The organism is Bacillus sp. FSL K6-2944 (assembly GCF_038005385.1).
Lineage (GTDB): Bacteria > Bacillota > Bacilli > Bacillales > Bacillaceae_G > Bacillus_A > Bacillus_A cereus.
Window position 1 is genome coordinate 3,592,162 of the sequence record NZ_JBBOTE010000001.1, and the last position, 14,317, is coordinate 3,606,478.

Below are 14,317 nucleotides of genomic sequence, written 5' to 3' on the forward strand. Positions count from 1 at the left end.
ATTTTCACTATAAACTGATTGTAGATAATGTAAAAAAGGAGTGAATATTTATTATGTCCGACGTTCTGTTACTGAGTCGTTTTCAATTTGCAATTACTATTTTTTATCACTTTTTATTTGTACCTTTGACAATCGGACTTGTTATTTTGGTGGCATGTATGGAAACTCAATACGCCCGCACATTGAATCCAACATACCGCAAAATGGCAAATTTCTGGGGTAAATTATTTACAATTAACTTCGTAATGGGGATTATAACCGGGATTACAATGGAATTCCAATTTGGAACAAACTGGTCTGAGTACTCCAAATATATGGGAGACATTTTCGGATCACCTCTCGCAATCGAAGCACTTGTTGCCTTCTTCTTAGAATCTACTTTCATGGGAATATGGTTATTCGGTAAAGACAAAATTTCACCAAAGTTCCGTGCCTTCTGCATGTGGATGGTTGCACTTGGAACAAATATTTCCGCCCTTTGGATTATTACAGCAAACGGCTTTATGCAAAACCCTGTTGGCTACGTAGTACGTAACGGCCGCGCTGAATTAAATGATTTCTGGGCACTCGTTACGAATCCATACGCTTGGAATATGTTCTTCCATACTGTAGTTGGTTGTTATATTGTTGGTGCTTTCTTCGTTATGGCAATTAGTGCCTATCACTTATTACGTAAAAATGAAGTTGAATTCTTCAAAAAATCATTTAAGTTCGGCTTAATGTTAGGCTTATTCGCCGCAACAATTACACCGTTTATGGGACATCAATCTGGTGTATCAGCAGCTAAATATCAACCCGCAAAAGGAGCTGCGATGGAAGCAGTTTGGGAAACTGGAAAAGGACAAGGCTTCTCAATTGTTCAAATTCCTGATGTAAAAAATGAGAAGAACTTTGAATTCCTTACGATTCCAAAACTCGGAAGCTTCTTCTACACAAATTCATTTGATGGCGAAATTGTTGGTTTAAAAGATATTCCGAAAGATGAACGTCCAAATGTTAACCTCGTGTATTATAGCTTCCGCTTAATGGTTGCACTCGGTATGTTCTTTATGGCATTAACTTGGTATGGCTTCTATTTAAACCGAAAAGGAAAACTAGAAAACTCAAAACGTTATTTAAAAATTACAATATGGTCTGTCTTACTTCCTTATATTGCGATTAACGCAGGATGGATTGTCGCTGAAGTAGGTCGCCAACCATGGACAGTATATAAACTAATGCGTACAGCAGAATCTGTATCGCCTATATCTGTCCCGCAAATTTGGTTCTCATTAATTAGTTTAATTTTATTCTACACTTTACTTTTAATCGCAGACGTATACTTAATGCTGAAGTTCGCGAAAAAAGGACCTGCCGCATTAGAAGAACCTGCTACTGAGGGAGGTGTGGCTCATGTCTCATGATATGCTTGCAATCATCTGGTTCGGTTTATGGGGCGTGATTTGGACAGTTTACTTCATTCTTGACGGGTATGCACTTGGTAACGGAATGATTTTTCCCTTCGTTACGAAAGACCGACAAGAACGAAATCAATTACAAGAAGCAATTGGCCCGTTCTGGGGCGGTAATGAAGTATGGTTAATTACAGCTGGTGGCGCAACATTTGCTGCCTTCCCAGTCACATATGCTAATATGTTTAGTTATTTATATACACCGTTATTCTTAGTATTACTTGCACTATTTGCTCGTGCCGCTGGACTGGAATTCATGCATAAAGATGATTCACCAATTTGGCAAAAAACTTGTAAATGGGCATTTGCAATTGGCAGTTTCTTAATCGCCTTTTTATTCGGTGTTACATTTGCTAACTTGTATTACGGACTACAAATCGGAAAAAATGGCTATGAAGGAAATTTACTTAGCTTACTAAACCATTACGGTATATTAGGTGGTCTTTTCTTCACTGCTATATTTGTCGTATCCGGTGCCCTTTGGGTCATGATTAAAACGACTGGTGAAGTATCTGATCGTGCTTATAAAATCGCAAGACCGTTTTCAATGGCAGCTGCTATCATTTTAGCTATTTTCTATGTAGCGACTGCTAATCGAACAAACTTATTCCAAAACTTTACGGAATATCCGGTACTATTCATTCTTCCAGTACTTGCAATGCTAATGAGTGTACTCGCACTAATTATGGTGTACAAACATAAAATTGGCCTTGCATTCACATTCGTTTGCCTAACAATCGCAATGTTTATGACAACTGGCTTTGCAGGTATGTTCCCAAGAATGTTACCATCTCGTATTAACGATGCATACAGTACAACGTTATACAACGCAGCTGGTAGTCAATTAAACTTAAAAATTATGTTCTTCGTTGCAATGATCATGGTACCAATCGTTATTGGATATCAGCTTTGGAGCTACAGTATATTTAAAAATAAAATTCATAAAGACTCTGCTAAAGGGTATCACTAAGGTAAAAAAAGACACTTCATTTGAAGTGTCTTTTTTATACGTATGATTTTCGATAAGATGTTATATTTCTAATCTAACAACTATACTACAGAAGAATCATTAACAGCTCACAGCTAGATTGTATCATAGGGCAACTTCATCATTTTATGCAATTTTACATACTGTACTATAAAGTAAACTGTATCCCCTGATCATTCGCATCATTATCCCATACATCAGCTGTACTAATCCCGCTAAACGTTTGTACTTTCATTCCTGTATTTGATGATCCCGATCCATTATAAGCCTTCGTCTTTTCAATCGGCTGTACGTTATATTTGTCACCTACATTAATTGTTCCATTGCAGTTTTCAATAATAACACCTTCCACAACTGCCGGCATTTTGTCACCCACTTTCATTTCTTTACTTTTATTTTATGAAAATCGCCTAGAAAAATAGCATGTTTCAATAAGAAAAAGCACTCAATTTGAGTGCTTTTTCTTTAAGCATAAAGACAAGTTTGGAGACAGTTGACTTCTTCAAAATTTTATTAGGGGTAATATTTTGAAAAAGAAAGCCTTTCATATGTAGGGTAACACCACTGGAATATATAGTAAATTGATAATATTTATACGGAAGATTGCTAATGTTTAGTATAGATAGTTTACACTATGCTAACAGTGTAAACTATCTATACTAATAAAAAAAGGTGCCTTCAAAAAAGACACCTTTCAAAAACAGACACTATAAAACAGAATTATTTATTGTTATACGATTGTTAGATACAAAAAGTAGAGGGAAATGTTTGTATGAAATTCTGCTTTATAAAGTCTGTCTACAACTTATATTGTAATCCTCTTCATTTGAAAAAAAATATAATATGCACAATTGCATACAAAAAGAAAAAGCACTCTACTGAGTGCCTTTTCAACCATTTTACTTTTAATATATCGCTTTGAATATATTGTAACATACGTATCTATATATTTTATTGAGAAAATTCAAAATCCTTTTTCTTTCATTTTCACTTATAAAATCATGTAATATAAAAGGTATGTCAAATTCTTATACAAGTTGAGGTGTACTATATTTATGATGTATTTCGGAATTATTCCTCTTATATTATTTATTATTTTTCTTATCTCATATTTAAAAGATCCGCGAAAAATAATAAACGGCTTTTTATTTAATGCCTTTATCTGTTTTTTCCTTCTTTTTTGTGTGATTGTATCATTGAACTCAGATAGTGATGTCCTACGCTACATTATATTTTTACCTTTTTTAGCACTTCTCATTATGCTTCCTTTCGGTATTGTTGCTTTAATGTTTGGGCTATTTCTTAATGCTAGAATTTTAATGAAGCGAGAAGGACGACGGTTCACTAACTGTTTAACACTCCTTGCTGCTTTAGGGATGTTATTCTTTATGTTACTCCCTATTATAAATCCAGCAAGTTTGGTTTCATCGCATTTAGAGCCTATTTTTGCAGCTATTTCTCTTATAAGCATATATTTCTTTATACACTTATCTAACTTCTTAAGTGCATATTTTTTATACCAATTCAACAGACCAAGACGTAATCAAGATTTCATCATCGTTCTTGGTAGCGGCTTAATTAATGATAAAGTACCACCTTTACTTGCAAGCCGCATTAATAAAGCGATTGACTTCTATTGGAAACAAGCCGCTGTTAATACACCACCAACAATTATTTTTTCTGGTGGACAAGGTCCAGATGAAGGTCTTCCAGAAGCGGAAGCGATGCAAAGTTACGCTGTTGAAAAAGGAATTCCTCTTGAACATACAGTCCAGGAAAATCGCTCTGTAAACACATATCAAAATATGCTGTTCTCTAAAGAAATTATGGATTCTTTAAAACCAGAAGGTAAATATAAAAGTATTTTTACAACGAATAATTTCCACCTTTTCCGCGCTGGTATATATGCAAGACAAGCCGGTCTTAATAGCCAAGGAATCGGATCAAAAACTGCATTTTATTACTGGCCTAACGCAATGATCCGTGAATATGTTGCGATTGTCGTAATGGGACGCAAGCGCCATATGAAAATATGTGGAACTATTTTAGGTTTCGCTTTATTCGTATCAGTACTTAGTTTTATATTTTCTTAATAGCATCCCATCCTTTGAAAGGATGGGATTTCTTATACTGATTTCAAAAATATTTTAAAGATAATATGGTGATAATATTCCCTGCATACATCCATTAAAGGAGAATTTTTTCAAATTAAATGTTAAAATAAAATTTAGGTGTGAATTACGTAACAAATAAGAAACTAGTTTGAAACGAGGAAATTACATGGAGAAAATTATCAAAAACAAGCCCAATAAGCTAAGAATTGCTTCAAAAGCTTTGATGATTATTATTGGGGCATTTATCACAGCGTACGGATTAGAAGCAGTATTAATTCCAAATAACGTATCAGACGGTGGTGTAACTGGTTTAAGTATCGTTAGTTCAAGATTATTTGGATTGCCATTAGGAGCTCTAATCGCAGTTATTAACATTCCTTTCGTTTGGTTAGGGTATAAGCAAATCGGTAAAAGCTTTGCGATTTATTCTATTATCGGAATTGCTTCATTAGCAGTAGGTACCGTTGTCATGCACGGAATACCAGCTATTATTGAAGGCGATACATTATTAGTTACAGTTGTTGGTGGTATTATCATCGGTTTTGGTATGGGACTAGCATTACGTAACGGTGGGGCATTAGATGGAATCGATATGCTTGCTGTATTGCTTTCTCGTAAGTTACCATTTGGAACGAGTGACCTTATTTTATTCTTAAACATGTTCGTATTTATTTTCGTATCAACGGTATTCGGCCTGCAAGGAGCTATCCTTTCGGCAATTGCTTACTTTATCGCTTCGAAAGTGATTCATATCGTTGAAGTTGGTTTAAGTGGTTCAAAAGCATTTAAAATTATTACAAAAGAGCCTGAATTAATGGTAGAAACAATTCGCGATCGTTTAGGCCGAAGTGCAACATATAACGAAGTATACGGTGGTTATTCAAGAGAGAAGTTTAAAGAAATTTCATGTGTAATTAACCGTTTAGAAGAAAGTAAAATGAAAGAACTTATTAATGAAATCGATCCACACGCCTTTATTACAGTTTATGACGTAGCAGAAGTAAAAGGCGGTAACTTTAAGAAACGTGATATTCATTAATCGTTATGAAAAAGAGGGTGTGCCAAAATTTTGGCACACCCTCTTTTTATTATTAAGTTGCTATCGTTGTCAGTTTTTGTCGGTAAGTCGATATATTTCAATAATCGCTGATATATTTTTACTTCCTCCCTTATGCCTAAATCGTACCACATGAGAGGAATTAATTCCCATAACAAAAAAGACCAAAAAGCAAATTCCACTTTTCGGTCTCTACACTATCTTCTCTTCGTAATTTTTCCTGAACCACCGACCCTCGTTTTCGGAGGAGATGTATTCCTTGGCGGCGTTTTAATAGATGATTTTGGCTTCACATCTGATCCGCTTGAACCGCCTGGTGTTTTTGTAATTTTACCCTTGCTTCCAGTAGAAGGTGGGGGCGTCGTATTACTTCCTTTTTCAGTAATACTTCCCTTATCACCTACTGATGGTTTCGAATCTACATTATCGCCTCGCTTAATGATAGACCCTTTCCCTTCCTTCGTAATTGGAGGTGGGGTTTTCTTTTCTTCTTTTGTAGGTGGTCTCTCTGGAATAACTGGTTTATGATTTTGTCTATCGTTATATCCTCGATAATCACCGTATGATGATTTTCGTGAACCGAATATATCGTTTAATATGCTACCCATAATATATCCTTGCAAGAAGGACGGTTGGTAATTTTGACGGACAAATTCTTTATTACTTATTTCAATTAACGTATCAGATGGTTTCTCTTTATCCTTTTGCAGGTTATAAATCTTATCAGAATAAACGAGGAACATTTGATTTTCGTCTTCTTTAGATGCTTGCTGCGGTTCTCTTTCATTAATGAGTTCCTTTGCGACTTCAGGAACTGACCGATTGGCGGCCCTATACACGTAAGATTCTTGTTTACCTTCCTTGGCAACAGATTCAAGTGGATAACGGTCTTGAATCGACTTTGTCTGCCCGCCTTGACAACCTGATAAGGCATAACCAGCAACAACAAGTAATATAACGATAGCAAGTATAGGGATCACAAACGATTTAATCATGGTAAACAATCGGTTTGACATGATTACGCCCCCTTACGTTGCTCTTATAATTTGTACATCAGCAGGAATGATTGCTTCTCCCTCATACATCATTGTGCGACCATTTTGCCATTCAATACGCAATAATTTCCGATTATCTGATTGGAATTCCCATATATACTGTTCTTCTGAAGCTGAGAATGGAGTTTTTCCCATCACAACAACACGTCCGTTATATTGTTCTTCCATATGATACTCGGTATCATCCATTTCAATTGTCGTCGGAATTTCATCAATTGAATCTAAGCGACCATCAATTGGAGTATATAATTTGTAATACGTATTTTCTCGGTCTTCAATTTTTAAATAACGAATATCTTTTCCATCTTGCAATGTCAAAACAATTTCCTTACGCGAATGCATACTCGTTTTCCCAATTAATTCATACATAACTAATGAAACTTCAATCATATCGCCAGGAGCTAACGTTAAAAGACTCTTTTCCGGCTTCGGTGGCTCTGGGCTTTTCATTATATTTTTAATTCGTTTAAATAAACTCATGATCTACCCCTCCTTTTCTCTTTATAAACAAGCACCTAAAATTAGTGCACCAACAATATGTAATGATCCGGCTAACATCGCATGTGCAACGCTACCTTCTTTCGTACCTTCTTCTAAATCAAGACCAGACATTTTCTTTAATACGAATTCGATAAACATTTCTACCACTAATAAAATAACGAAAGAAACTGCTGATGCAAGAAGTGCTTGCCATAAATCATTTGCTTTCGTTATCGATTGAGATAAAATGTACCCTTGTGCAAATAATTTCATAATAAAACGAGTTGTTACAGCTGTATTTCCATTTTTGATTTCTTTTAAATCATTGTATTTTGTAAAAATTGAATCAACCCACATAATTGCAAATAAAAGTACTGCACTCGCTCCAGTCCATACAAGCATGGCAACTACATTCATCCATGTCATTGCAAAACCTCCTCTAAAATATAATAGAAAACCGACATGAATATATTTAGACATGTCGGTTCATTTGTCTTTATTCTATATTATTTCTCATACTGCTTCATAATACGAGCTAATTCATCGTCAACAGCAGAATTTTTGTTTAAGCTTGCGAATTCATCATCTAATGATTTTTCTTTCTTATAAACTTCACCGCTTGCTTCCGCTTCAGCCTCTAATTGAAGGGCTTTCTCTTCCATACGGCTTAAACCAGCTTTTGCTGAGTTTGAATCAAATCCAGACATCGCCTGATTAATATTCTTTTGTGCTTTCGCCGCATTTACACGCGCTACAAGTGTTTCACGTTTATTTTTCAGCTCATTTAATTGCTTACGCATTTCTTCTAGCTTTAGGCGCAGGTTATCAGCAGCAGCTTTATTTTGCTCGTAGCTTGCTTTATACTCATTCATTTTTTGCTCTGCATTTTGTTTTTCTTCTAATGCACGACGCGCAAGATCTAAGTTATTAGCTTGAACAGCCGTATGAGCCTGCTCTTCACGTTTTTTCACAAGTGCTTCTTGCTCTTCAAATAATATTTTGAATTTCTTCTCAAGTGCGATTTGAGCTGCTACACTTTTCTCAGCCTCTTGTACATCGGCTTGCATATCGCGTAAATATTGATCAGTCATCTTAACTGGATCTTCCGCTTTTTCAATTAACGAATACACATTTGACATTGTTAAATCTCTTAATCGTTTAAATACAGACATCTAAATTCCTCCTATGATATACCTCATATTTCAAATTCACTACTTGGAAAACTGAAAAATCTCCCTTTACAGTAAAGAATATTCATTTTACAGCCTATGTGTTTATTATAACAAAACTAATATGTCCTTACATGTTATTTCCAAAATACATCCATTATAATATGACATTCTATATACAATATTGTATTTCTAATATATTCTCATTATCCCTCTTTGAAATTAACTTACTTTTGTGCAATTTCACTAAATTACATAAGTGTAATGTTACTGTAAGCTAACTCGATAGTTGCATTCGGATATTTCTTATACACTAATACCAGAAGCAACAAACAAGCTTCTTCACATGTAAGCACTAATACAAAAATTGTATTTACTATAAAACATATAAAAGGGGAAATCATCATGAAAAAATTAGTAGGAATCGGATTAGCAGCAGCAATTTCACTTGGAGCATTATCAGGTTGTTCTTTATTAGGAGAGAAAGCGAACGGCTTTGTACTGTACGGATCAGAAGAACAAGTTCAGCAAATTACAGATAAAAACAAAAAAGAAGTGAAAGAAAAAGACTTCTATAAAATGAAAATGACAACATTAGATGGTAAAAAAGTTCTTGTAATGGATAAGAAAACTGGTGAAGAACTAGTGAAAAAAGAGTTACTTAGCAAAGTTGATGAAAAAGACAACACGAAACCACTTGATAAATTACCAGCTGTAACAACAGAACAAGGTGTATTATTTGCAAAAGAAAAAGTAGAAAATGCTGCACTTGATGGGGCAAAATTAAAATATGAAGGCAACACAATTATCGGAAGTGGTCGTGCATATACAGATATGTATGCGATTGTCGATGACGCAACTTACAGCAATGTAAAAGGTGATGAAAAATCTGTAGGTGTATTAAAATTTGATAAAGACCCAAGTAAAGAATTCCCTGGTTACAAAGGCGTAGAAGCTTCTCAACTTGTAAAAATTAAAAAGTAAAACAAAAAAGCTTTGCGAAATTGAACTGCACCCCAATTGTTAGACACAGTCTAACAATTGGAGGTGCAGTTTTTTGTATGACAAAATTTACGAAGGATTTAAAGTTAACGCTCGTTCAAGGATTTAATCCGAAAATAATTTCTCAAGCAGAATATGCAAAACAGATGCATATTACAAAGGCACAATTTCAATACTGGTTACGCTTATACGAACTCCATGGAGAAGAAGGTTTACACGAGGTCTATACAAATTACACCGCAGAGTTTAAACTAGACGTACTAAATTTTATGGCTCAATCGGGTATATCGTTAATGGATACAGCGGCTATCTTCATGATTCCTTCTTTTACAACGGTTTATCAATGGAAGAAGCAATTTGAAGTAGGTGGCTTAGATGCCCTTGAACCAAAGAAAAAGGGGCGTCCATCCATGAAAAATAAAAACACAAAACATGATACTAAAAAGATTCCGGCAGAAGGTTCAGTTGAAGCGTTACAAGCTGAATTAGAACGCTTACGTATGGAAAATGCGTATTTAAAAAAGTTGAATGCCTTAGTTCAAAACAAGGAAAAATCACCAAACAAGACAAGGCACAAGTAGTCTATGAATTAAGGCATGAGTTTCAAGTGAAAGAATTAGTAAAGTTAGCGGATATCCCTCGAAGCACCTATTATTTTTATGTAAAACAAATGGATAGAATCGATCCAGATGCCGATTTAAAAGTAGAAATTAAAGCGATTTATGATGAACACGAAGGTCGTTATGGATATCGTCGTATTCGTGATGAGTTAGCCAATCGTAATCAAATAGTGAATCATAAAAAAGTGCAACGAATTATGAAAGAGTTAGGTTTAAAATGTCTTGTACGTATGAAAAAATATAAATCTTATAAAGGAACAGTCGGTAAAATTGCATCTCATATTTTAGAGCGTAAATTTACGGCAGATACGCCAAATGAAAAATGGGTAACCGATATTACAGAATTTAAATTATTCGGTGAGAAACTTTATGTATCACCTGTATTAGACTTGTATAATGGTGAAATCATTACCTATACAATTGGCTCTAGACCGACGTATTCACTTGTTTCAGAAATGTTAGAGACAGCATTAGAAGGTTTACCTGAAAATCACCAACTAATGATGCATTCAGATCAAGGGTGGCATTATCAAATGAAACAGTACCGTCACGCATTACAAAAAAGAGGTATCGTACAAAGTATGTCTCGTAAAGGCAACTGTTATGACAACGCAGTAATGGAGAATTTCTTTGGAATCATGAAGTCTGAGTTTCTCTACATAAAAGAGTTTGAAAGTGTAGAGCACTTCAAAATAGAATTAGAAAAATATATAGATTATTACAATACAAAACGGATAAAAGCAAAATTAAAAATGAGCCCGGTGCAATACCGGACTCATTTTTATCGAGCTGCCTAATGAAATAACCGTGTCTAACTTTTAGGGGTCACTTCAAATTCGCAAAGCTTTTTTCTATTTATTATGAGCAATTTGCTCCATATCCGGGCTACAAGTTTGCGACTGACATGACTTATTTAAAGAACATGCCGCGCATTTTCCTTTTTTACTTCTCTTTACAAAATTAACTAACGTATATGCTGCATAACCAAAAATGATAGCTCCAATTATAATATTGACCATCATCACAATACATCTCCTTCTAGAATCCGAGTAAGGATCCAACTTGGTATATAATGAGCGTTAATACATAAGCAACTACGAGTGGATAAACGACTGAGAAAATCGTCCACTTCGCTGATCCTGTTTCACGTTTAATAACAGCTACCGTCGCTAAACACGGAACATATAATAAAATAAAGAACATAAATGCATAAGCTGATAATGCTGTATAATGTGCTCCCATTACATTTCCAAGCACATCTTCTTTAACTGCATAAATAATTGCCATTGTAGAAACGACAACTTCCTTCGCTAAAAATCCTGTTAAAAGGGATGCTGCAGCTTGCCACGTTCCGAAGCCGAGTGGTGCAAATAGTGGTGCGATAAATCCACCAATCATCGCTAAGTAGCTATCTCCCATATCAACGCCGAATCCTGATGGACCTGCATAGTTTAATAACCAAATAACAACCGAACCACCAAAGATGAATGTACCAGCTTTACGAACAAATCCTTTTCCTTTCTCCCACGTGCTTAGCCATAATGTTTTTGCTTGTGGCACACGGTAAGGCGGTAATTCAATTACGAAAATAGACTTTTCCGCTTTCAAAATTGTAAGAGACATAATTTTTGTAACTAATAACGCAAGAACAATCCCTGCAACATATAAAGAAAATACAACAGTCGCCTGACTATGCGGGAAAAATACGCCCGCAAATAATGCATATACAGGTAATCGTGCTGAACAAGACATAAATGGTGTTACTAAAATGGTAAGTAAACGTTCTTTTTCCTGTTCAATCGTTCTCGCAGCCATGATACCTGGAACGTTACATCCAAAACCGATAATCATCGGAATAAAAGCTTTTCCGTTTAAGCCGAAAAACTCCATAATTCTATCCATAACAACTGCAATTCGCGCCATATACCCTGAGTCTTCTAATAATGAAATAAAAAAGAATAGTGCAAAGATTTGTGGTACGAATACTAATACAGCACCAACACCGGCAATAATACCTTCTGTAACGAGTGCTTGAATAAAATCAGAAGCTCCAATACTTGTAAGTCCAGCCGTCACCCAATCCGTAAGCTGGCCACCAAAAAACTCATCTAACATATCCGATAAAGGTGTACCAATCCACGTAAACGTAACCTGAAAAATAAAAAACATAACTGCTAAAAAGATTGGAAGTCCTAAAATTTTATGTGTAATTAATCTATCAATTTTTTCTGAAAAAGGAATTTTTCCTTCTTTCTCATGCTTCATAACATTTGTTTTTAACTTTTCAATATACGCTTCACGAGTTTTGTAAATGTGCTCTTCTAACGTACAATCAAGTCTTCCTTCTAAGCGAGATCGAATGGCTATGAGTTCCTTATAAATTGGTAATGCTTTCATTTCTTTTTCTACTACTTCGTTATTGCTTAAAAATTGAAGTGCTAACCATCTCGGATGCTCGTAATTCGCTGTCTCTAAAAGAGCAATTACTTCTCCAATTCCTTCATCCATTTGTACACCATATGAAATAAGGAATGGCTTTTTCTCTTTTTTGTCATTTTCTTTAAGAGTCGTAAGCAGTTCTTCACAGCCTTTTCCACTTCTTGCAACAACAGGAACGACTGTTACACCTAATAGCTCTGATAATCGTTTTACATCAATGACAATTCCTCTTTGCTTCGCCACATCAACCATGTTTAAACCAATTGAGACTGGCTTACCAAATTCAAGTAACTGCAACGTTAAATGCATATTTCTTTCAAACTGCGAGGAATCTACGATATTTAACATATGATTAAATTCTTCTGTTAATAGAAAGTTTGTTACAACACCTTCATCACGTGAAACTGGATTTAAATCATACACACCTGGCAAATCAATTAATGTTCCTTGTCTATCTTTTAATTTACCAACCTTCTTTTCTACTGTTACACCGCTCCAGTTTCCTACGTATTCATAAGAACCAGTAAGTGCATTAAATAATGATGTCTTCCCTGTATTCGGATTCCCTAGCAAAGCTACCTTATTCACGCTAATTCCACCTTTATCATTTTCGCGTCACAATGACGAATACTAATTAACTGTCCACGACACTCCAATGTACAAGGACCTTTGAACATCGCTTTCTGTTTCAGGCGAAGTTCGCTTCCTTCAGCAAGACCGAAAGCAGCTAGTCTACGCTTTAATAGCTGATCTAAAGACTGAATACTTTTTACTAACACTTTCTCTCCAATTTTAATATCTACTAAGCTCATAACCTTCCCCCTCAGAAGAGAATGATAATTATTTTCAAAAAAATTATACCACACCCAATTTCTCTTGTACTATACCCTTTTGCTTCATATTTATTAACATTTCGCTACAATTCTATTTCAATTATTGTCATACTGTATTCGTTTGCCATTCTCATCCATTTCGCTTACAATAAACAATAACAAATAAAGAATTTCGTTATCACTGGGGGAGCCATGCCGCTGAGAGGGAACACTTCGTTCCGACCCTTCGAACCTGTTAGTTAATGCTAACGCAGGGATTGTGCAAACGTCCGAAATACATACCTCATTTTTATTTACGTATTTCGTATCCTCCTATGATATCTATTCTTTTTTGTACAACTTGGATTTAGGGGGAGACAACATGCGTAACACCAATTTACAAGCGTTGATCGAATCTGCTATTCTTGCAGCCTTCGCCATGATTATCGATATTTTACCATTATCACTTAAACTTCCAACAGGCGGTTCTATCTCATTCGCTATGATTCCTATTTTTATTATTGCTTACCGCTGGGGCTTTAAATCAGCTTTCTTAGGCGGTTTAGTTTGGGGACTATTACAAATTGTCGTGGGAGATGCTTATATTTTAACACCTGTTCAAGCATTCATTGAGTACTTCATTGCCTTTGCTTTTATCGGATTTGCTGGCTTATTCTATCGTCCAATTCAAAAAGCACTTTTAACATCCAATGAAAATAGCTTAGAACAATCAAATTTAGGTAACCGTAAAGACAAACCTTCATCAAAACAAAATCAGGGTAAGAAAGTCCTTGCTTATATTATCCTTGCTACATTTATCGGTAGCTTTGCTCGCTATTTCTGCCACTTTATTGCCGGCATTATTTTCTGGGGACAATATGCGCCGAAAGGTCAATCAGCTGTGTTATATTCATTAATCGTAAATGGAAGTACAATGCTTGGTTCTTTTATTTTATGTACCGTTTTACTTATATTTTTATTTATCACTTCACCACGATTATTCAAAAGCATCAGTGCTTATCAAATGAATACACAAAAAAAGGGCGCTTAATGAGCGCTCTTTTTTCATATCGTAATATCAATTAAAAATACAATAAATGCGCAAAAGAAAATAAATACCATTATACTTA

General features: G+C 35.2%; 15 protein-coding genes and 1 riboswitch. Of the genes, 7 read left to right on the forward strand and 8 right to left on the reverse strand.

The window, feature by feature from the left end; all coding sequences use genetic code 11:
* The first annotated feature begins 53 nt into the window (after nucleotides 1–53).
* Together cydA and cydB are read left to right on the forward strand one after the other, a co-directional pair.
* Entirely contained in the window at nucleotides 54–1,403 is a 1,350-nt protein-coding gene (gene cydA, locus MHH55_RS18350) for a cytochrome ubiquinol oxidase subunit I (protein WP_001286188.1), read from the forward strand.
* A complete protein-coding gene (cydB, locus tag MHH55_RS18355; RefSeq protein WP_000017661.1) occupies nucleotides 1,393–2,421 on the forward strand; it encodes a cytochrome d ubiquinol oxidase subunit II in 1,029 nt (342 codons plus the stop codon). Before cydA ends, cydB begins: the two co-directional genes overlap by 11 nt.
* A 166-nt stretch (nucleotides 2,422–2,587) precedes the next feature.
* On the opposite strand, the gene MHH55_RS18360 is transcribed toward cydB, so the two are convergent.
* Nucleotides 2,588–2,821, reverse strand: coding sequence for a spore germination protein (locus MHH55_RS18360; RefSeq protein ID WP_002001299.1), 234 nt, complete (start codon nucleotides 2,819–2,821; stop codon nucleotides 2,588–2,590).
* A 673-nt stretch (nucleotides 2,822–3,494) separates the two neighbouring features.
* Between MHH55_RS18360 and MHH55_RS18365 the strand changes: the two genes are divergently transcribed.
* Nucleotides 3,495–4,532 carry a YdcF family protein gene (locus MHH55_RS18365; RefSeq protein ID WP_000990094.1) on the forward strand — a complete coding sequence of 346 codons (1,038 nt, stop codon included), beginning with the start codon at nucleotides 3,495–3,497 and terminating at the stop codon, nucleotides 4,530–4,532.
* A gap of 187 nt (nucleotides 4,533–4,719) precedes the next feature.
* Nucleotides 4,720–5,592, forward strand: coding sequence for a YitT family protein (locus MHH55_RS18370; protein WP_000411246.1), 873 nt, complete (start codon nucleotides 4,720–4,722; stop codon nucleotides 5,590–5,592).
* A 215-nt stretch (nucleotides 5,593–5,807) separates the two neighbouring features.
* Here the strand turns inward: MHH55_RS18370 and MHH55_RS18375 are convergent, their stop codons facing one another.
* From MHH55_RS18375 to MHH55_RS18390, 4 genes are all read right to left on the reverse strand, one after another.
* Entirely contained in the window at nucleotides 5,808–6,626 is an 819-nt protein-coding gene (locus MHH55_RS18375) for a DUF4247 domain-containing protein (protein ID WP_000071199.1), read from the reverse strand.
* A gap of 12 nt (nucleotides 6,627–6,638) precedes the next feature.
* Entirely contained in the window at nucleotides 6,639–7,145 is a 507-nt protein-coding gene (locus MHH55_RS18380) for a DUF4178 domain-containing protein (protein WP_000051745.1), read from the reverse strand.
* A gap of 21 nt (nucleotides 7,146–7,166) precedes the next feature.
* Nucleotides 7,167–7,571 (reverse strand): DUF350 domain-containing protein, encoded by a 405-nt coding sequence (locus MHH55_RS18385; RefSeq protein ID WP_000220087.1) that lies wholly within the window; start codon nucleotides 7,569–7,571, stop codon nucleotides 7,167–7,169.
* Nucleotides 7,572–7,651: 80 nt separating this feature from the next.
* Complete coding sequence (locus tag MHH55_RS18390) at nucleotides 7,652–8,317, reverse strand: PspA/IM30 family protein (protein ID WP_000110290.1); 666 nt, start codon at nucleotides 8,315–8,317, stop codon at nucleotides 7,652–7,654.
* 402 nt (nucleotides 8,318–8,719) lie between these two features.
* On the opposite strand from MHH55_RS18390, the gene MHH55_RS18395 reads away from it, so the two are divergent.
* Together MHH55_RS18395 and MHH55_RS18400 are read left to right on the forward strand one after the other, a co-directional pair.
* Complete coding sequence (locus MHH55_RS18395) at nucleotides 8,720–9,298, forward strand: lipoprotein BA_5634 family protein (protein ID WP_000737501.1); 579 nt, start codon at nucleotides 8,720–8,722, stop codon at nucleotides 9,296–9,298.
* Nucleotides 9,299–9,375: 77 nt separating this feature from the next.
* A protein-coding gene (locus tag MHH55_RS18400; protein ID WP_139362596.1) for an IS3-like element ISBce18 family transposase occupies nucleotides 9,376–10,733 on the forward strand; the annotation gives its coding sequence in 2 pieces (ribosomal slippage) (nucleotides 9,376–9,832 and nucleotides 9,832–10,733; 1,359 coding nt in all).
* A 54-nt stretch (nucleotides 10,734–10,787) separates the two neighbouring features.
* Here MHH55_RS18400 and MHH55_RS18405 read toward each other — a convergent pair.
* From MHH55_RS18405 to MHH55_RS18415, 3 genes are read right to left on the reverse strand one after another with little or no spacing between them, the layout of a single operon-like run.
* Entirely contained in the window at nucleotides 10,788–10,958 is a 171-nt protein-coding gene (locus MHH55_RS18405) for a FeoB-associated Cys-rich membrane protein (protein WP_000989598.1), read from the reverse strand.
* A gap of 16 nt (nucleotides 10,959–10,974) precedes the next feature.
* The gene (feoB, locus tag MHH55_RS18410; protein ID WP_001044840.1) at nucleotides 10,975–12,963 is read right to left on the reverse strand and encodes a ferrous iron transport protein B; all 1,989 of its coding nucleotides are present in this window, start codon (nucleotides 12,961–12,963) and stop codon (nucleotides 10,975–10,977) included.
* Nucleotides 12,960–13,187: a FeoA family protein gene (locus MHH55_RS18415; protein WP_000060512.1), complete on the reverse strand. Its 228-nt coding sequence runs from the start codon at nucleotides 13,185–13,187 to the stop codon at nucleotides 12,960–12,962. Before MHH55_RS18415 ends, feoB begins: the two co-directional genes overlap by 4 nt.
* Nucleotides 13,188–13,381: 194 nt before the next feature.
* Nucleotides 13,382–13,483, forward strand: a riboswitch (TPP riboswitch).
* An 86-nt stretch (nucleotides 13,484–13,569) separates the two neighbouring features.
* Here MHH55_RS18415 and thiT point away from each other — a divergent pair.
* Complete coding sequence (gene thiT, locus MHH55_RS18420; protein WP_078187155.1) at nucleotides 13,570–14,238, forward strand: energy-coupled thiamine transporter ThiT; 669 nt, start codon at nucleotides 13,570–13,572, stop codon at nucleotides 14,236–14,238.
* Nucleotides 14,239–14,317 lie beyond the last annotated feature (79 nt).